At 47.8% G+C, this 20443-nt stretch carries 17 protein-coding genes and 1 tRNA gene; all 18 read right to left on the reverse strand.

The genetic code is table 11. The features are described 5' to 3' along the window. Position 1: 1 nt before the first annotated feature. On the reverse strand, positions 2 to 730 hold the full coding sequence (locus tag N179_RS05765; protein WP_023468549.1) for an amino acid ABC transporter ATP-binding protein: 729 nt from the start codon (positions 728 to 730) through the stop codon (positions 2 to 4). After that, the gene (locus tag N179_RS05770) at positions 727 to 1371 is read right to left on the reverse strand and encodes an amino acid ABC transporter permease (RefSeq protein ID WP_023468550.1); all 645 of its coding nucleotides are present in this window, start codon (positions 1369 to 1371) and stop codon (positions 727 to 729) included. Before N179_RS05770 ends, N179_RS05765 begins: the two co-directional genes overlap by 4 nt. 31 nt (positions 1372 to 1402) lie before the next feature. Next, positions 1403 to 2170 carry a transporter substrate-binding domain-containing protein gene (locus N179_RS05775; protein WP_023468551.1) on the reverse strand — a complete coding sequence of 256 codons (768 nt, stop codon included), beginning with the start codon at positions 2168 to 2170 and terminating at the stop codon, positions 1403 to 1405. A 201-nt stretch (positions 2171 to 2371) separates the two neighbouring features. After that, positions 2372 to 2455, reverse strand: a tRNA-Leu gene (locus N179_RS05780). A 42-nt stretch (positions 2456 to 2497) separates the two neighbouring features. Continuing rightward, complete coding sequence (locus tag N179_RS05785) at positions 2498 to 3430, reverse strand: alpha/beta hydrolase (RefSeq protein WP_055968447.1); 933 nt, start codon at positions 3428 to 3430, stop codon at positions 2498 to 2500. Between the two features lie 21 nt (positions 3431 to 3451). After that, on the reverse strand, positions 3452 to 3793 hold the full coding sequence (locus N179_RS05790; protein WP_023468553.1) for a hypothetical protein: 342 nt from the start codon (positions 3791 to 3793) through the stop codon (positions 3452 to 3454). A gap of 15 nt (positions 3794 to 3808) precedes the next feature. Further along, positions 3809 to 4819 (reverse strand): S66 family peptidase, encoded by a 1011-nt coding sequence (locus N179_RS05795; RefSeq protein ID WP_023468554.1) that lies wholly within the window; start codon positions 4817 to 4819, stop codon positions 3809 to 3811. 184 nt (positions 4820 to 5003) lie between these two features. Then, positions 5004 to 5366: a DUF779 domain-containing protein gene (locus N179_RS05800; RefSeq protein ID WP_023468555.1), complete on the reverse strand. Its 363-nt coding sequence runs from the start codon at positions 5364 to 5366 to the stop codon at positions 5004 to 5006. Positions 5367 to 5388: 22 nt separating this feature from the next. Beyond that, positions 5389 to 6909, reverse strand: coding sequence for an aldehyde dehydrogenase (gene adh / locus N179_RS05805; protein WP_055968451.1), 1521 nt, complete (start codon positions 6907 to 6909; stop codon positions 5389 to 5391). 195 nt (positions 6910 to 7104) lie between these two features. After that, complete coding sequence (locus N179_RS05810; RefSeq protein ID WP_075642499.1) at positions 7105 to 7629, reverse strand: TraR/DksA C4-type zinc finger protein; 525 nt, start codon at positions 7627 to 7629, stop codon at positions 7105 to 7107. 68 nt (positions 7630 to 7697) lie between these two features. Then, on the reverse strand, positions 7698 to 8495 hold the full coding sequence (locus N179_RS05815) for a hypothetical protein (RefSeq protein WP_075642500.1): 798 nt from the start codon (positions 8493 to 8495) through the stop codon (positions 7698 to 7700). A gap of 238 nt (positions 8496 to 8733) precedes the next feature. Then, a complete protein-coding gene (locus N179_RS05820; protein ID WP_075642501.1) occupies positions 8734 to 9876 on the reverse strand; it encodes a mannitol-1-phosphate 5-dehydrogenase in 1143 nt (380 codons plus the stop codon). Between the two features lie 2 nt (positions 9877 to 9878). Further along, positions 9879 to 10316 (reverse strand): PTS mannitol transporter subunit IIA, encoded by a 438-nt coding sequence (locus tag N179_RS05825; protein ID WP_244150215.1) that lies wholly within the window; start codon positions 10314 to 10316, stop codon positions 9879 to 9881. Positions 10317 to 10350: 34 nt separating this feature from the next. Then, positions 10351 to 11781 (reverse strand): PTS mannitol transporter subunit IIBC, encoded by a 1431-nt coding sequence (locus N179_RS05830; protein ID WP_075642502.1) that lies wholly within the window; start codon positions 11779 to 11781, stop codon positions 10351 to 10353. Between the two features lie 192 nt (positions 11782 to 11973). Continuing rightward, positions 11974 to 13986, reverse strand: coding sequence for a BglG family transcription antiterminator (locus N179_RS05835; protein WP_075642503.1), 2013 nt, complete (start codon positions 13984 to 13986; stop codon positions 11974 to 11976). After that, complete coding sequence (locus tag N179_RS05840; protein ID WP_075642504.1) at positions 13979 to 14272, reverse strand: PTS sugar transporter subunit IIB; 294 nt, start codon at positions 14270 to 14272, stop codon at positions 13979 to 13981. The genes N179_RS05835 and N179_RS05840 overlap by 8 nt, the downstream gene beginning before the upstream one ends. A gap of 158 nt (positions 14273 to 14430) precedes the next feature. Beyond that, complete coding sequence (locus tag N179_RS05845; protein ID WP_075642505.1) at positions 14431 to 15897, reverse strand: glutamate synthase subunit beta; 1467 nt, start codon at positions 15895 to 15897, stop codon at positions 14431 to 14433. After that, the gene (gene gltB, locus N179_RS05850; RefSeq protein WP_075642506.1) at positions 15894 to 20366 is read right to left on the reverse strand and encodes a glutamate synthase large subunit; all 4473 of its coding nucleotides are present in this window, start codon (positions 20364 to 20366) and stop codon (positions 15894 to 15896) included. Before gltB ends, N179_RS05845 begins: the two co-directional genes overlap by 4 nt. Positions 20367 to 20443: the final 77 nt, after the last annotated feature.

Below are 20443 nucleotides of genomic sequence, written 5' to 3' on the forward strand. Positions count from 1 at the left end.
ATCATAAGACTTTACTAAGGAACGATTGCGTCCGTTCGTGTTGTGGAGAATCAAACAATGCTTGTGGCACGTTCTCTTCGACGATATAGCCACCATCCATGAATAAGACGCGATCTCCAACCTCTCGAGCAAATCCCATCTCATGGGTCACGACGACCATCGTCATGCCTTCAAGGGCAAGCTGTTTCATGACGGCAAGCACGTCACCGACCATTTCCGGGTCAAGCGCTGACGTTGGCTCATCAAACAACATGATTTTCGGATTCATCGCAAGCGCGCGGGCAATCGCGACCCGCTGTTTTTGACCTCCAGATAATTCACCTGGATAATTATCCGCTTTTTCACGTAATCCGACTTTATCGAGTAGTTCAAGTGCCCGCTGTTTCGCCTGTTCTTTATCCGATTTACGCACTTTAATCGGTGCGAGCGTGACGTTTTCTAGCACGGTCTTATGTGGGAAGAGATTAAAATGTTGAAAGACCATCCCGACTTCTTCCCGGACCTTGTTGATATCGACCTTTGGACTCGTAATGTCGAAATCATCGACGATGACCGTGCCACCCGTGATCTCTTCCAATCGATTCAAACAGCGTAAAAACGTACTTTTCCCAGATCCCGACGGACCGATGACACAAACGACTTCTTTTTCTGCAATCGAGACGTTGATGTCTTTTAAGACTTCATTCGAACCGAAGGATTTTTTTAAGTTCTTCACTTCAATGATACTCATCGTAATGTAAACCTCCGTTCCAAGAACTTCGCCACTAAGGACAAGAGATAAATGATGACGAAGTACATCAATCCGACGACAGACCAGACGATAAATGGTTCGAACGTCGTCGATTGCTGAACCTGACCTTGTTGCGTCAAGTCAGCGATTCCGATGATCGACAGCAACGATGTATCTTTTAAGCTGATGATCGATTGGTTCGTAATCGTTGGTAACATCCGTCGGAATGCTTGCGGTAAGATGATCTGTACCATCGTTTGACGCCCTGTCATCCCGAGTGAACGCGCAGCTTCTGTTTGTCCTTTATCAATCGACTGGATACCAGCTCGAATGATCTCCGCAAAATAAGCACCGGCATTGATTGCGACCGTCAGTATCCCTGCATACATCCGGTCCATCGATAACCATTCGAGCGAATTGAGTCCAAAATAGATGAAGAATAACTGAACGATGAACGGCGTTCCGCGAATGACATCAATATAGACAATTGCGATCCCGTTTAAGATTTTTGATGGTGATAACCGCATCAATGCGACGACTAAGCCAATCAGAAAGCCGACGATGACCGCGATGATGAAAATATACAATGTGACTTGAAGCCCTTCCAAGAAAAATGGAAATGCGGTTTTGACCACTTCCATTGGCTATCCCACTCCCTTATCGCCTTGCGACTTATTTCAGATACGTGTCAACGATTTTATCGTATTCACCGTTTTCTTTCAGATTCGCAAGCCCTTTGTTGATTTTCTTCATCAGATCCTCGTTCTCACCTTTTAAGACAGCGATTCCGTAGTTGTCCCCGTTGAGACGGTCTCCGACAAGTTTTAATCCAAGGTTTTGTTGTTTGTTTGCATATGAGATGACAGGATAATCTTCAATCAAAGCAGCAGCGTTACCATTCTTCACTTCTTGGAACATCGCTGGACTGTCATTGAACTGTGTGACTGTAAAGCCCAGTTTATCTGCGTTATCCGTTGCATATTTCGCACCCGTCGTTCCCTTTTTGACGGCTACTTTTTTCCCTTTTAAATCGTTGACAGATTTAATACCATTCTCATCTTCTTTGACGACTAGAATAAGACCAGCTTTGAAGTATGGATCCGAGAATGTGACGACTTTCTTCCGTTCTGGCGTAATACTCATACCGGCAATGGCAACGTCCAATTGATTTGCTTGAAGTGCCGGAATGATGCCGCTAAAGTCCATCGCTTCAAATTGAATCTTGAAGTTCTGATCCTTCGCGATTGCTTTCATGAGATCGATGTCGATTCCTTTGTACGTATCCCCGTCTTTATATTCGAATGGTGGATACGTGACGTCAATGCCGACCTTATAAGTCTTTCCTTCAGACGACTCTTCTTCTTTCGAACCGATGCTACATGCACCAAGTACGAGAACACAGCTCATCAAGAGCGCTAGCAAGATACTCCCTTTTTTCATGTTTGTTTCCCCTCTCCTATGTGTTAAAGATTGTCTACTTCACTTAGTACTTTCCCTGAAGAGTACCCTCTTTAAAACGTATTTTACCAGAAAAATTCTAAAAAGATAAATATTTCTGAATTTTTATTCGTTGTAATCGTTTTCTATTCAGCAATAAAAAAAGGGCAACCCCCTGCTGGGATTGCCTCCTTCAATCATTTATGCCGCCGAGAGGACTTGAACCTCCACGGTGTTGCCACCACTAGATTCTGAGTCTAGCGCGTCTACCAGTTCCGCCACGACGACGTTGATTTATGATATTAATATAGCGGGTAAAGAACGGAGTTGTCAATCATTTCGCAAGATGTTGCGAACGAACTTCTCGACGACATCATCATACAATGCTGGATCCTCAAAATAGGCCATCGCATGAGCGGCATTCGGAATGACGACGAGCTCTTTTTCCGTTGGACAAGCTTCATACAGCTCATACACCATGTCTGTCGGTACGAATGTATCCGCCCCACCATGGATGAACAAAATCGGTACTTGTGCCTTTTTGACCTGTTTCAGCGCAGATGCTTCACGGAACGTATAACCAGCCTTTAGCTTCGTCAATACGCTCGTCATGCCTAAGAACGGAAAGTGTGGTAGACGGTACATCCGCTTCATCTGATACGCAAGGACTGCATTAACGGACGTATAGGCACAATCAGAAATGATTCCTTTGATTTGTGGTGGGAGTTGTTCGCCACTCGTCATCAATACGGTCGCCCCTCCCATCGATACGCCATGCAGGAATAGTTTCGCCTCCTGTCCGATCCGTTCAATCAGATAGTTCGACCAACTGAGACAATCTTCCCGATCATGCCATCCGAATCCGATGTAGTGACCGTCACTCATTCCGTGTCCACGATTATCGGGCATCATGACATGGAAACCGGCCTGATGGTACAGATAGGCGAATCCGGCTAAATCCGTTCCGACGCCTCCGTACCCGTGCACGAGAATGACGATCCGATCTGACGGAACAGGTGACGGAAGAAAATGCCCGCGTAACGTTAAACCGTCTTTCGCTTCAATCTCGATCCGCTCAAGCGGTTGCTCCTTGATCCATGTCTGACCAGGTTGCATCAATCGGACCATCTCGTCACTTAGATCTCGATTATTCGATAAGAATGGCTTTGGATTCGTAGCGATTGCCATCTCGTAAAAATAATAACTCGCTGCTACTAATCCGGATCCGATGACTCCGATTCCAATTTTTGTTCTGCGACGCATCTGCCCCACTCCTTCTTTCCGTTATAACTCGATCTTCAGTTGAGCAGCATGGTCATCCTCTTCATCCTGCAAGACTTGTTGACGTAATCGCTGTTCTTGTTGCTGACGCCGGTAGGCAAATTCTTGGACGAGCTCTGTACCCGTGAATCCATCTTCTACGAGTTCGCTCAATAAATCTGTTTCTGTCTCGACGACCTCCCCCGGACGTCGCATGACGAGAACATCTCCAACTTGTGCAATCAGCAATTCATCTTCTAGACGAAGTGCATCGTAAAATGGTTCCGGTAACGTCATCCGACGTGTCTCCGGATTGATATGGACGCGTTTATAAACGCCTAATGCTTGAAACTTACGACGTGCCATTGCGTGCTCTCCTTTTTAGTTGAACGTCAGATCGATTCGTGAATCTTTTCCTTGAATACGAACCGTACCCGTCGCTCCATTGATTAACGTCACCTGCGGCGGCTGATGACCGATGTCAAGATCGTATAAGACTGGTAAGCCTGTCTCATCCGCTAGATATTGATACACGTTTAGCCATGTCAGGTCTTCTGTAATCCTTGCAGACGTGCGCCCGAATAAAAAGCCAGCCGCATGGTTGAACCATCCAGCATACGCCATTTGTCGCAGCGTCCGGTGCACCTCTGCCGAATTCGCTTCAGACACCTCAAAGTACCAGAGTATCGGTTCTCCGTTGATCTCTTCACGCTGGAAACGCTGCACATCTCCATACGGTGTCCCAATCAGATGGCGAATCGTCTCTAGGCACCCACCAAGTATACGTCCGGTCACTTCTGTTCGCTCATCAAGTGCTTTCCATTCCGTCGCTTCCGTTAGCTGAAATAACGAACCTGCTGGACGTTCTTCATCAGTCCATTTGGATTGATAACGATCGGAAGCCCACTGTGTAACGGTTCCTCCAGTTGGCGTCGCAAGTACTCGTCGCCAGGCACTTGTCGTCTCGTCCCATTCTTCACTTCGAAGCTCAACGAAATTCGGACCATGTGCTGTTGCAATTCCCGTCTGAAGCGTCAGACTGAGCAATAGCGTACTGATATCGGAATAGCCAAGCAACCATTTTGTTTGGTAAGTAGCTAGCGTCAACTCAGGTAAAAGATCAATGGCGCGTTCCCCGCCAAATGGCGGGATGACGGCATCAATCGTCTCATCCGTCATCATGCGGTTCAATTCTTCGGCCCGTTGTTTAGCCGGTGCACTCTCAGCATGTTGATGCGACCAAATCGTTTCGCCTAAACGGACGTTCATTTGTCGTGCTTGTACCTGTTCAACTGCTCGTTCGACCCATTCCTGTTGCTGTTCACTTAATCCGGAGGAGGGCGCCGTCACTCCGATCGTTTGACCTGTCCAACCTAAAAATGGATATTTCATGGTGACCCCCTAAAATGTCATAGTGTGAAACTATCTTCTCGTCAAAATATGAGTTCATTATACCGTTCTTATGCCGCATTACCAACTTTTATCCTGTTCGAACGTCGTGATACGAACAAAAAACACGATTCCGTACGAGCGACCTGAATGAACAAGTCACCTCGACGAAACCGTGTTTGATTCCTTAGCTTGATGCTGATAGTTCAGCGTATTCCTCTTGCGTGAACGCACGGGAGCGTGTCAAAAAACGTTTCCCTTCGACACCTTCAAGAGAGAACATTCCGCCTCGACCATCCACGACATCAATGATGAGTTGCGTATGTTTCCAGTACTCATATTGATCTTCATGAATATAAAACGGACAACCACCGATCTCTCCCAGTTTTTTATCCTGATCTCCCAGGAATAGATCACCCTGCGCAAAACACATCGGGGAACTGCCATCGCAACAACCACCAGATTGATGAAACATCAACGGACCGTGTTTTTCTCTCAACTGGTCGATTAACTCTAGACAAGCTGCTGTCGCCTGAACACGTTCCACCATTTGCATCCACGTCCTTTCCGACTTAGAAGAAACCGAGTTTATTCGGGTTGTAGCTAACGAGTAGGTTTTTCGTCCGTTGGTAATGGTTGAGCATCATCTTATGGTTTTCACGTCCGATCCCTGACATTTTGTAACCACCAAACGCCGCGTGAGCTGGATATTGGTGATAACAGTTCGTCCAGACGCGTCCTGCTTCGATCGCACGCCCAAACCGATAAGCACGGTTCATATCACGTGTCCAGACTCCGGCACCAAGACCATATAACGTATCATTCGCAATTTCGAGCGCTTCTTCTTCCGTCTTGAATGTCGTAACCGACAAGACCGGTCCGAAAATTTCTTCTTGGAAGATTCGCATCTTATTGTGTCCTTTGAAGATCGTTGGTTGGATGTAATATCCTTCTGCAAGATCCCCTTCAAGCATGTTACGCTCTCCACCGATGAGACACTCTGCGCCTTCCGACTTACCGATTTCAAGATATGAAAGGATTTTCTCCATCTGTTCGTTCGAAGCTTGAGCCCCCATCATGACGTCCGAATCAAGAGGATTTCCGATCTTGATGGCTTTGACACGCTCTAGAACACGTTCCATGAACGGCTCGTAAATTGATTCTTGAATCAAGGCACGCGACGGACACGTACAGACTTCTCCTTGGTTCAACGCAAACATCAGTAATCCTTCGATTGCTTTATCGAAGAAAGCATCATCTGCCTGCATGATATCTTCGAAGAAGATGTTCGGTGATTTCCCACCGAGTTCGAGTGTGACCGGAATCAGGTTCTGTGATGCGTACTGCATGATCAAACGTCCTGTCGTCGTCTCACCCGTAAAGGCGATTTTTGCGATTCGTTTGCTTGAAGCGAGCGGTTTTCCTGCCTCGAGACCAAATCCATTGACGATGTTCACGACACCAGGTGGCAATAGATCTTCAACAAGTTCCATGAGCACCATGATGCTCGCTGGTGTTTGTTCTGCTGGTTTTAAGACGACACAGTTTCCTGCTGCGAGAGCCGGTGCCAGCTTCCAGACAGCCATCAGGAGAGGGAAGTTCCACGGAATGATTTGACCAACGACGCCAAGTGGCTCATGGAAGTGGTACGCTACCGTGTCTTGATCGAGTTCGCCGACCGAACCTTCTTGGGCACGGATGACGCCGGCGAAATAACGGAAGTGATCGATTGCGAGCGGTAGATCGGCGTTGAGTGTCTCACGGACCGCTTTCCCGTTCTCAAGTGTCTCTGCATAAGCGAGCATCTCAAGGTTTTCTTCCATCCGATTCGCGATTTTATTTAAAATGTTTGAGCGTTCCGTTACAGACGTTTTCCCCCATGCTTCTTTTGCCGCGTGTGCTGCATCAAGAGCCAGTTCGATGTCTTCCTTACCGGAACGAGCGACTTGGCACAATACTTTACCAGTGACAGGTGTGACATTATCAAAATATTCTCCCCCGACAGGTGCCGTCCACTTTCCATTGATGTAATTTTCATACCGTTCCTTGTACTGTACTTTTGACCCTTGCTTGTTCGGAATGTCATAAATCATGCGTTATTTCCTCCCTCAACTAAAATGGTCAAGCAGTGAGACGGATGCTTGTATGCGCTTACATTTTAATATAGGCTAAAACAGCCCCCTCGATACCATCGTACCAAAATTATATGAAAAGTCAAAAAATTCCGGTAAATATCTGTGATTTTTTTCGAGAAAAAACATCTCCATTTTCGGGAGATGTTTTGCCGGTCAAGACCGTGTCGGGTCAATTCCGTCTTCTTGGTCAGACGGTGTATCGGAACTACCGAAATCACTTACTTTCGAGAATCCATCCGTATCACCGTCGATGTCTTTCCCGCGGGCTGTAACAGATGGATCCAGTACATCTTCTTCACTTGGTCGCGAATTCGGATCGTTCTCGTTTTGTTCTGCTTCTTCTTTTGCATGCTCGATACATAATAGCGTTTCCGGAATGATATCAAGACGTTCAATCTCAATCTCTTTTCCACAGACCTTACAAATGCCATACGTTCCGTCCTCGATCGCTTTTAGGGCACGATCCACATCAGAGAGCATATCCTCTTGCATGTCCGTGATCGCTTGATCGCGTTCCCGCAAGAACAATTCATCGCCGGAATCGGCAGGATGATTATCGTAACTCGACAATTCACCTTCATCGTAATCCATATCGCGTTGTTCGATGTTTGATGTCGTCTTTTCTTTTTCCTTTAATAATCGTTGCTTGAATTCTTCCGTCTGTTGTTTAGATAACATGATTGTTCGACTCCCCTTCGTTAGAACCTCTGTTAAGAATGTAGCCTATTCGAAGAAGAGTTAAACCATCACGAACACTTATAAGAACGAATTGATCCATGAAGATCACAGATAACCGTCATGCATTCATTCCCATCGTTAAAACAAATCTGATGTGATCGTCCGTTCTTGGATGTCGTGATGTCATCGATCCACAGTTGCGAAGCATCTGCCGAAGACAGCATCGCGATTTTGTCACGAATCATGAATAAATCAAACGGTAACAGATTCAAGGATTGAATCGTTAACCCATGTTTACGGAAGAGTGGATCAAGCTGGTATTGCGAAAGACTATATAAAGACTTTTCCGTCCCACCAATCAGTAGTTGAATCGAATGTGACGGTTCATGACTGTCGATTCGTTCCTTATGCAGGATGATTCGCCCTCGAACTCCAGACTCATTGAAAATTCGTTGCGTATCCTCTTGTGAAAGGCGTGGTCCGCCTTCCTTGACCTTTAAGACGATGTGAGCGAATTCCGCGAAATCCGGTTTTCCGATTTCAAGCGCTGGGATATGACGGACTTCTTCACGTTCAATGATTTCAATCAAGTCACGCTCGACTTGGACACTGACCGTATCTGTTGAAAAGACACGGACGTCGATCACGAATTGATCAAGTACCGCATTTACTTCGATCGTATACGTCAATTCAAGGTTTTTTTCTTGTTCAACCAACAAACGATTCAAGATGAGTTGATGCAATAAATGGACTGGTGTACGTGAAGAAAACTGACTCGAATAAATCAAATGTTTTGGTCCGGTTCCTTTTGTTGCTTTTGGTCGTGCTCCGTTTAATCTATATACGTTCACTTTATAATTCAACATATAATCACCTTCTCTTACCTGAAAAATCGGAATAGAGATGTTCCGTTCATATAGCGTACAATGTATTTTAATCGCTAAATATTCGTTTTCGAATATTCCAAATTGAATATACAAATTGTAATCAAATTGTGATAGAAGAATTTCAAAAACTGGTTATTTCGATGACGATGCGCTACATGTTATTCGATATACAAAACCACCCTTCACGTGACGTGAAGGGTGGTGCGCACACTTATTCTCAAGCAATCGAATTGACTTGTTGTTGCATCGCTTCATAATGTTCAATGATTCGAGATCCAAGTGGATCCGTTGCTGACAGTTTTAGGTATGCGTTTAACGCATCTTCAATTCCATATTTCGTGATATACGCATTCAATTCAGAAGATTCTGAATCATTTGGATCGAAATAGGTCAGGGCTGCTGCGATCCCGCGTGCTAATCCATCTGCTTCGATCCCACGCTCCATCAATTCCTTCGCTGGTTTGACGAGTCGGTCACTTGGACTCAGTTTACGAATCGGTGAACGAGCAACACGAATGATTTCATCATGAATTCGCGGGTTTTCAAAGCGTTTCATATTCTTTTGGATATATGCACTATGGTCGACGGGGTTAAAGCCGTACTTTTCAAGTAACAACCACCCTGTTTCATAAAGTGCTGTCTGGACACCACGACGGATGCGTGGATCCGTTAGACTTTCAGCGATCGTCTCTTTATGAAAGAGTGCTCCGAGGTACGAAGCAATCGCATGTCCCGTATTAACGGTGAACAGCTTCCGCTCAATGAACGGTTCGATGTTCTCGACATAAGTGACGCCTTCGATCCGTGGATAAGCTTCCGGTAGTCCAGTCGTCTCAATCACCCATTCGAAGAATTCTTCCACTTCGACGTATAACGGGTCTTCGTGATGTTGAAGCGGCACGATCCGGTCAACCGCTGCATTCGGAAAATACCAGTTCTCCGCTACCGTCTGATGTTTCGCTACCTCCGCTTGCAAGTGTTTTGACCCACCGATCATGTTCTCGCACGCAATGACGTAGACAGGTGTCTGTTGATCACGTTGACGTAACCCTTCCGCAATCAAAGGAGCTATTTTCGACAACAAGCTCGGACCGACAGCAGTCGTAATCACATCTGCATCGCGAATCGCTGCAATGACCTGATCCGGTTCAGACAAACTGTTGAGCGCCGTCACGCCGTCGACCCGTTCACGTCCTCCCTGTTCAGAGGCATAACCGACCTCGTAGGTATGGCGTGCTTTTAATGCATCGACGACCGTCGAATTGACATCTACGAAACAGACTTCGTAACCCGTCTTGACGAGTTGTAAGCCGATGAAACCACGTCCGATGTTACCGGCACCAAAATGGATGGCTTTCATGCTTACACCTCCGCTGTCAATAAGGCGATGATTTCTTCTTTTGATGTCGCTGCCACGATACGCTCGACGTTCTCCTCATCGGAGCAAATGACCGCGATATTCGAGAGCAACTCGAGATGTTCGTCCCCGACGCCAGCGATACCGATGACGAGTCGTGCTTGTTCCGTTCCGAACGTTACGCCTTGCGGTACTTGTAGAATCGATAGTCCTGTTTTCTTGACTTGTGATTTAGCCGACTCTGTTCCGTGGGGAATTGCGACATGATTACCGATATAGACCGTTGATAAAGCGTGACGCTCTTGCATTGAATCGATATAACCCGCTTCGACATATCCATGATCGACGAGGAGTTGACCGGCAGCCGTAATGGCTGCCGTCTCGTCTGCGAATTGTTGGTTCAGTAATACAAGTTCCGGTGAAAGGTTCATTGTCGTTGTCATGTTTATTCCTCCTTGAATATCTCTATCTTTATTTTTAAGAAATCTTATTTCGTGCTGTTTCGATCTCATGAACAAGTTGATCATAATATCCGGCATTTAAGAAATTATCGACTGATCGGTGTTCTGCCGTTGGTACCTGTTCCTTCGCCCGCTCCGTCAAATCACGATGCGTGATGATCAGTTCGGCGTTTTGCGGCAATTGACTGATCGACGTATTCGTTACCTTGATCGGTAAGCCCGCTTTGTTGATTTTATTGCGAAGGACGGATGCCCCCATCGCACTCGATCCCATACCAGCGTCACAAGCGAAAATGATATGTTCGACTTCTGCAAGTGGTTTAGCATCAGCTGAAACGAGTGTCGAGGCAATCGATTGTTTTCCTTTCATCGCACTAACGTTCGCGCTTGCTTCTTCAAGGGATGTCTCTTTTGCTTTGCTTGTCTTCAGCAGAACAGTTGAGACAACGAAGGTCACAGATGCTGAAACAAGGACACCGGCGATCAATCCGACGTAAGAACCGCGGGATGCCATTGCAAGAACCGCAATGATACTACCTGGTGAAGCAGGTGCGACTAAACCGACATCAAATAGGACGAATGTGAGGATCCCACTCATACCACCTGCGATCATCGCAAGCAATAAGACCGGCTTCATCAAGACATATGGGAAGTAAATTTCGTGAATCCCACCGATGAACTGAATGAACGCGGCACCCGGTGCTGTTTTCTTTGCCGCACCAGAACCGAAGAACGAGTAAGCGAGTAACAATCCGAGACCCGGACCGGGGTTGGCTTCGAGTAAGAACAGAACTGATTTGCCCGCCTCGTTTACTTGATCGAGACCCAGTGGGCTTAAGATGCCGTGGTTGATGGCGTTGTTCAAGAATAAAATTTTCGCTGGTTCAATGAACAAACTCGCTAATGGTAGCAAGTGTGCACTGACGATCGCACCAACTGCTGCAGCCATGATGTCGTCAAGACCTGTCATGAGTGGTCCGAATACTTTGAATCCACCGAGCATCAACAACCCACCGATGATCCCGACCGAGAAATTGTTGACGAGCATCTCGAGACCTGGCTTGATTTTTCCTTCGATCAACTGATCGAACTTTTTGATGACGTATCCGCCAAGTGGTCCCATGATCATGGCACCGAGGAACATCGGAATCTCTGTTCCGACGATGACCCCCATCGTCGCGAGCGTCCCGACGACGCCTCCTCTGACGTCATGCATTAATTTCCCGCCCGTGTATCCGATCAGCAACGGTAAAAGATAGGTGATTGTCGGACCGACGAGTTCACCGAGTTCCTTATTTGGTGCCCATCCAGTTGGGATGAACAGTGCCGTGATGATCCCCCAGGCGATGAATGCACCGATGTTCGGCATGACCATACCGCTTAAAAAGCTTCCGAACCGTTGAACTTGTACACGGATGCCCCGTGCTCCATTTTGAGCTGTCGCCATTGCGTTAGCCTCCATTTCGTGTATGAGTTGATAAGATGATTGCTTTGCTATGACCTTATTGTAAGAGTACTGCAAGCGCTTACTCAATCTTTCCTAGTTCAGTCTTTGTCCAAGAAGTTGGACAGACTAAAAAGAAGCCTGCTTGACGTGAAAAAATCCCTGTCACTTCAGGAATGGAGTGACAGGGATTTTTCAAGTGTGACCTAGGAATTGATCAATGACCGTTCGAAACGTTCGATTCAAAAGCAGACGAATCGTCTGTTCCTCCCCGAACTCGAATTGATCCATTTGTTCGGGACTCTCGATGATCGCAGCACTGATCGAACTGAGTAATTCAAGCAGTTCGTTCGAGGTCTCTTCCGGTGCGACCAAGACGAGGAGCCGTTCGACGGATTGTAACTGTTGATCCATTCCGAGCAAGTCGATCGGTTCAGGCAATTCAAAGATGAGGAATCCCCCTCGTTGAATCGTCGCATCGCGTCCGTGAAACAGCGCAAGCCGCGTTCCCGGAATACCAAGACCTGACATCTCATGACGACGTAGCAATTGTCCAGAGAGCGAAACAGCTGACTTCGCCAATCCTTGCTCGACCATGCGTGTACTGATCTCAAACAAGAGCGATTCAATCCCATCGCCCACGCGCGCTAACCGTTCCATTTGGAATCCGTCCGATACTTGAATGGACGATGCAACGAGCCGATGCAATTGCTCAAGATCGAGCCATTCCGTTTTTGTCTTTCGCGGTGCCGGTTGAAAGGATTTAGGCAAGGCGAGAATTAATTTCCGAATTCGTTCGACCTCATCCTGAGGAAGCAACGGGTTGACGAGAAGATGTGGTGGACGAATGTCAGGCAACGGTACAGTCGACAATACAAAGTCGTACGAATCGATTGGTAACCGTTCGATGCCAAACAGGGACGAGTTATCGATGTGCTCGAGTTCAGCGAATTCTTGCCGTAGCCGATTCATCAACAACTTCGAGGAACCGAGTCCAGCAGAGCAGACGACGAGAACACGATATGGGAGTTTTGGTGTCGGTTTGCTGAGAACGGCACCGAAATGCATGACCCAAAATGCTAAATCTACGTCTTCAAATGTCGCATCGTTGAAGATCGACAGTGCTGCTTGTTTGACCGCATCAAACAAGCGCGGATATTCCCGTTCGATTTGTTTGATGACATAGGACGGATTGACGCTATTTTGACGTGTGTACGATTGAATATGCGAAACGAGTCCGCGTTCTAGCGCATGATCCTTCGTAAAGTTCGTTCCATATAACAAGGAGACATGCTCAATCAATCGTTTTACACGAAGGCGCGTGACGAGTTCTTCCGTATCTCCTGCGTCCGATTGAAAGAAAGCACGCAATTCTTCTGATAACCATTGGCGTTCGGCAATCGACAACGTGTCAGGTAATCGCTCTTCGACGCGTTCCACCCATTTGAGGATTTCGACCGGATACGCTTTTAACTCGTAACGCATCGGAAACTGATCTTTGCGTAACGCTTGTAAAGCTAAGCTGAGTGTCGCACGCATGATTTGTCGGTCATTGAGACGCCCTTCTTTCGTCAATGGCGCTATGACCGCGTACGCTTGATTGATCATCTCAAGCCAGGATGTTCGATTCATGCGTAACAGATGAGGTAATTGCCCGGCGTCGCCTTGTAACAACCGATAGAAAGCGAGAACATCCCATTGCGTAAAGATCAATGAAATCAGTAATCGGCGTTTGTTGATTTCTTCGCCGATGACTTCGGCACCAATACCTTTTTTGCGCTTGATTTCAAGGTCATATTGTAGAAACCACTCATCAATCCTCTCTAAATCCTGGCTAACCGTGCTCGGAGCCACATACATCGCATGGGCGATCGCCTGTAATTTGACCATCCCTTCTTCTTGTAGTAGCCGATACGCTAACTCGACTTGGCGATCTTCAGCGTTCGGTAATTGTTTATGTGACAACAAGAGTTGGTCCCGTAATGCATGTTTGGCTTCGTCCGTTCCCTCAATTAAGAGACCTCTGCCGCGAACATAAGTCAAACGCAAATCATGATCTTCTAAAGACTGGGCAAGACGATCGCGTTCACGTTGAATCGTTCGTTCCGATGTCTCGAGCGTTTCCGCAATCTCTTGTATTTGAACAGGTTCCTCACGTGATAAGAGGAAAAATAAGATATCATGTTCCCGTGGTGTAAATTCAGTCATGCAGCCTCACTCTTTTCTGCCAAGATTCGAGGATGACGTCATATGCAGTCGGATCAAGAATCCGATCGACTGGATGAACCGAACAATGTGTTTTCCATACGTGTCGATGGACGAGTTGCGTTTCTCCGACGATAAAAGCTGCTTGATCAGGTAGTTCTGCGATCCGACATGTCTTGACGTCTGTCGTAATACCGCATTCAAGTAAGCGCTTTCTTAAAATCGTAGCCCCCATGATACTACTCGCCATTCCACTCTCGCATACGAAATAGATGATTTCTGACTTCATCTGTCATACCTCCTCTTCATTTTATAAGAATAGCAGAAATATTTTCGGTGTTTCACCTTGAAACAAAATCAATAGTTATTTTTGAACTGGCAGATTTCTTTGCCAAACACAAAAAAGCCTGGATTTCCGATGTTGCCAGAAAATCCAGACGATGTGATTTAGCCTGTTTGTTGCATTGCTTTTAAATATTGTCCAACGGCTTCTGCTACTTCACGACCTTCGCGAATCGCCCATACGATCAGTGATTGACCACGTCTTGCGTCACCTGCGGCAAATACGCCTGGACGGTTCGTCGCGTAACGTGTCGTCTTGATTTTCCCACGTTCCGAGGCGACTGCTAAATGTTCGAGTACGTTCTCTTCGACACCACTGAATCCAATGGCAATCCAGACTTGATCGACTGGGAAGTAACGATCGCTCCCTTCGATCTCCTCAAAGATCACTGTACCCGATTCATTTTTTGTTTTCGTCGTCTGAATCGTCCAGACACCGGTGACTTGACCCGATTCACTTGTTGTGAATCGCTTAATCGCAATCAAGTATTCACGAGGATCCCGACCAAATTGTTGAAAAGCTTCTGCGTACCCATAATCGATGGAGTAGAGTGACGGTGTATCCGGCCACATGTTTCCTGTTGCACGCGTCGTACCCGGTTGTTCATGTTTACCGAATTGGACGACGGAGCGACAACGTTGACGGAGTGCAGTTGCCACACAGTCCGCTCCGGTGTCGCCTCCACCGATGACGAGAATATCTTTATCTTTTGCGTCATGATCAGCAGACAACGGTTCTTGCGAGAGCACGTGACGTGTCACCCCTGTCAAATAATCCATCGCATAACCAACTCCACGCGTTGGCGCGTCCATTAATTTGCGTGGTTCCGTCGCGCCGACACATAAGATAACGGCGTCATACTCCGCTTCAAGTGTCTCGAGAGTGATATCTGCACCGATCGTGACGTTCGTCCGGAAGTGGATCCCTTCTGCTTCAAGCAAATCAACACGGCGCTGTACGACCTCTTTATCGAGTTTCATGGCTGGTATACCATACGTGAGTAATCCGCCAATCCGATCTTCCCGCTCGTAGACCGTCACTTGGTGACCGGCTTGATTCAGCTGATCGGCAGCCGCAAGACCGGCAGGACCAGATCCAACGATGGCAATCGAACGTGTCGATCGTATTGCTGGAATTCGGGGCACGACCCATCCTTTTTCGAAGCCAATGTCGATGATCGTCCGTTCGATATCTTTGATTGCGACCGCAGGTTCATGAATCGACAACGTACACGACCCTTCACATGGCGCCGGGCAGACGCGACCCGTGAATTCCGGGAAATTGTTCGTCTCAAGAAGGCGATCGAGTGCCTCTTGAAAACGTCCTTCTTCTACGAGCAAGTTCCATTCTGGAATCAAGTTATAGACTGGACAACCAATCTTCACTTGATCAAACACTTCCCCTACATGGCAAAACGGGGTGCCACAATCCATACATCGACTTGCTTGTTGACTCGCTTCTGCTTCCGTCAAAGCCGTCTTATATTCCTTAAAATCACCCACTCGTTCGCTTGGATGTCGTTCCGTTCCACCCGAACGAGCAACTGTCATGAATTGATCGCGTCGTTTCATCGTACCCCTCCTGTTCTGCGTCCTAGATGTGTCTCAAATGCGAGCAACATCGCTTCTTCGGTGTTGTGTCCTTGTTTTGCGAAATCAGCCATCAACGTCGTCACTTTCTCATACGTCGAAGGAATGACGCGGATGAACGAATGAATGACATGATCCCAGTTCGCTAGAATCGCATCCCCCTGCTCACTGCCGGTCCGTGCGACGTGACGTTCGATGAACGTCTTTAGTCGCGCAATCTCTTCGACATGCGTGACAGGTCCCGTCGTAACAAGTTCTCGGTTGACACGTTGTAAAAATTGTTCAGGGTTACGCGGTAAGACATAGGCGACACCACCTGACATACCGGCAGCAAAGTTTTTTCCGACATCGCCAAGGACGACGATGGATCCACCGGTCATATACTCGAGTCCATGATTACCGATTCCTTCGACGACAGCGACTGCTCCACTGTTTCGAACCGCAAATCGCTCACCTGCCTGACCGTTGACATAAAGTTCTCCACTCGTCGCCCCGTAAAGTGCGACGTTACCAATGATCGACTGATCGGACGAGACGAACGAAATCGAACGTGGAGGATGAACGGCGATGATCCCCCCGGACAATCCTTTCCCGACGTAATCATTCGCTTCTCCCGTGACATCAAGCGTTACGCCACGTGGTAAATAAGCGCCTAAACTTTGTCCGGCAGATCCATTCAGTTCGAGTTTCAATCGATCCGTCGGCAGACCAAGGGCCCCAAACCGTCTTGTTAGCATGGCACCGGTCTGTGTACCGATCGCACGGTCTGTATTTTGAATCGTTAAACGTAATGTCTGAGGCTGACTGAAATCTGCCGCCTCCAAATACGGCGAGATTTCACGCGCGTCAAAGGAACGCTCGACATGATGCTGCTGTTGTTCAGCCGGACCGTGTGTCACGTGGACGAGGAGACGCGAAAAATCAAGACTCTTCGCCTTCCAATGCGTCCGTTGTCGCTCCGATGGTTCGAGTAGGTCCGTCCGCCCTACGAGATCTTGCAGCCGTCTTACACCGAGTTTCGCTAAATGTTCTCGTACTTCCTCTGCGATGAACGTCATGAAATGGACGACATCATCGGCAGATCCTGTGAATTTCTTACGGAGCTCTGGATCTTGCGTCGCGACACCAACAGGACACGTATCGAGATGACAAGCACGCATCATGATGCATCCGACGGCGATAAGCGGAGCTGTCGCAAACCCATACTCATTCGCTCCGAGCATTGCGGCGAGGATGACGTCGCGACCAGTCAATAGCTTTCCGTCAGTTTCAAGGACGACACGCTCGCGCAACCCGTTTAATGTCAACGTTTGATGGGTCTCTGCAAGACCAAGTTCCCATGGCAGTCCGGCATGTTGAATACTCGTCTTCGGCGAGGCACCTGTGCCGCCGTCATGACCACTGATGACGATAACATCGGCAAGTCCCTTCGCAACTCCAGCCGCGATCGTCCCAACGCCACCTTTGGCGACAAGTTTGACGCTAATCCGGGCTTGATCGTTCGCACGTTTTAAGTCATGAATCAACTGGGCCAAATCTTCAATCGAATAGATATCATGGTGTGGAGGTGGGGAAATCAATCCAACACCTGGTGTTGATGCACGCACCCGCGCAATCCACGGATAGACTTTTTCACCAGGCAATTGACCGCCTTCACCGGGTTTCGCACCTTGTGCCACCTTGATTTGTAATTCGTCCGCGTGAACGAGGTAGTGACTTGTCACCCCAAAACGACCAGAAGCGATCTGTTTGATCCGACTCATCCGGAAGTCACCATTTTCATCCCGTTCGTATCGTTCCTCCTCTTCACCGCCTTCACCACTATTACTCTTTCCGCCTAAGCGGTTCATCGCGATCGCAAGCGTCTCGTGTGCTTCTTTTGATAACGATCCGTAGGACATCGCACCCGTCTTGAAGTATTTGACGATTTCGCTGACAGGCTCGACTTCCTCGATCGGGATCGCCGTCGTCTCCTTGAACGTCAACAGATGTCGTAGCACCGTTGCTGGTTCCTCTTGAATGCGTTGAGCGTACTTTTGATAGAGCCGGTAATCATTCGTCCGGCATGCGTGTTGCAACAAATGAATCGTTGCTGGGTTAAAGGCATGATGTTCTCCCGCTTGACGGTACCGGAAGACACTGCCGGATTCCAGGTGAATACGCTCGTCAGCGATTCGTTGTGCTCGTCGGACTTCTTCTTCCATCAGTTCAAGCGTCATTCCGCTCAATTGAGAGACCGTACCAGTGAAATGCTGGTCGATGACGGAGCGATCGATTCCGACTGCTTCAAAGATCTGCGCACCACGGTAGCTGAAGACCGTCGAAATGCCCATCTTCGACATGACTTTGACGACGCCTTCCGTGACTGCTTTTTGGTAACGTTTGTCTACATCCGTAAAACGATCCCCTACCGCTTCTTCAAGCGTCGCATATGCCAGGTACGGATAAATCGCATCCGCACCATATCCGAGCAACGTCGCGACATGGTGGACTTCACGAATCTCTCCCCCTTCAACGATCAAGCTGAGATTTGTACGTAATCCCTTACGGATCAGCGCATGATGAATCGCACTCGTCACTAAGAGGATTGGCATCGGCAATGTGCCGAGGCGTACGAGACGATCCGATAATGTCAATAATTCATACCCGTTTCGTGCAGCGGTCACAGCCTCATCAACGATCATGTCGAGCGCTTCTGCAAGCGAGTCGGTGAACGTCGTCGAAATCGTTTTTTGCTTAAGTCCACTTTGTTTAAGCGCATGGGCTTCGTCTGGTCGCAGAATCGGGGTCTCTAAGCGAACACGACGACAGTTCGCGCGGTTCGGCGTCAGCAGTTCCCCTTGTCGACCAAGCCATGTCAGCGTCGAGGTGACGATCTCTTCGCGTAACGCGTCAATTGGTGGATTCGTGACTTGTGCGAACAGTTGCTTGAAGTATCGGAACAAGGATTGAGGGCGTTCACTTAAGACCGCTAGCGGTATATCCGTCCCCATCGCACCTAACGGATCCTTTTGTTCTTCGACGAGCGGGATCAAGTATTGATCGATATCTTCACGCGTATATCCAAAATGCCGTTGTTTTGTTCCAAGTTCAACGAGCGTTTCCTTGAAGTCGTTACTTGAAAGGGACACGACTTCTTGCGCGAGCCACTCCGCGTAAGGGTGCCGTGTCGCTAGCTCCCGTTTGATCTCTTCGTCTGCGATCAACTGACCGGACGCAAAGTCGAGTAAAAGCAGTTCACCCGGTGCTAATCGTTTTTTGTACAGGATGTCTTGTTCACGAAGAGGGAGTACTCCTGCTTCTGACGACAACATGAAGTGACCATCGCGTAACAATACATATCGCGCTGGGCGTAAACCGTTTCGGTCAAGCGTCGCACCAATCTGTTTTCCGTTCGTAAAGACGATTGCAGACGGACCATCCCATGGCTCCATCATGCTACTGTGGTACTCATAATATGCGCGCTTAGCCGGTCTGATCTCAGCATGTTCGAATGGTTCTGGTACGAGCATCAGTGCTGTCTCAGCGAGCGAGAGTCCGGACAGATGAAGAAACTCAAACGCATTATCAAGCATCGACGAGTCACTACCTGTCTCATCTAGAATCGGTAACACTTCCTCTGCCCGATTACCATACGTCGTCTCGGCCAGTCGACGTTCTCGACCGCGCATCGCCCGAATATTTCCTTGCAACGTGTTGATTTCACCGTTGTGAATCAAATAACGGTTCGGGTGAGCACGTTTCCAACTTGGGAACGTATTCGTACTAAAACGCGAATGCACGATACCAAACCCTGATTGATAGCGCTCATCTCGTAAGTCATCGAAGTATGCGCGCAATTGATCCGTCGTCACGAGTCCTTTGTAAACGATCGTTTCACTCGAGCTACTCAAGACGTATTGTTCAAGACCGAGTTGTTCTGATTCACGTTCAAATGCGCGACGAATCAAAAAGAGTGTTCGTTCAAATGTCAATCCTTCCATCGCCTTTGCACCAATGAAACATTGACGAATGACTGGCTCCGTGCGGCGGGCACCCGACCCAAGCACTTCTGACTGAACAGGTACAGTACGCCATCCTAAGACGTCTTGTCCTTCTGTCAAGATGATGGATTCTAATGTTCGTTCGAGTCGCATCCGTTCCCGTTCCTCACGTGGTAAGAACATCATGAAAACGCCATAATCCCCTTTTTTAGGGAAGGAAATGTGGCGAACCGTTTCACGAAACAAACGATCTGGTAATTGCGTTAAAATACCCGCCCCGTCTCCCGTCTTCGCATCGCTTCCTTGTCCACCACGATGTTCCATTTGACAAAGCATGGCCAATGCATGTTCAACGATTTCATGACTCGCTCGTCCTGTTTGATGTGCGTAAACCCCGATCCCGCACGCATCATGTTCCATACGAGGGTCGTATAATCCCTGCTGTTCAGGGTACTGATGAAATGTCATGGTAGCACTCTCCTTGCCTTCTTAATTTTCTGTATATTCAGTTAAATTATACTTTACACTCTTTTATGTTTATTCGC

The organism is Exiguobacterium indicum HHS 31 (assembly GCF_001939065.1).
Lineage (GTDB): Bacteria > Bacillota > Bacilli > Exiguobacteriales > Exiguobacteriaceae > Exiguobacterium_A > Exiguobacterium_A indicum.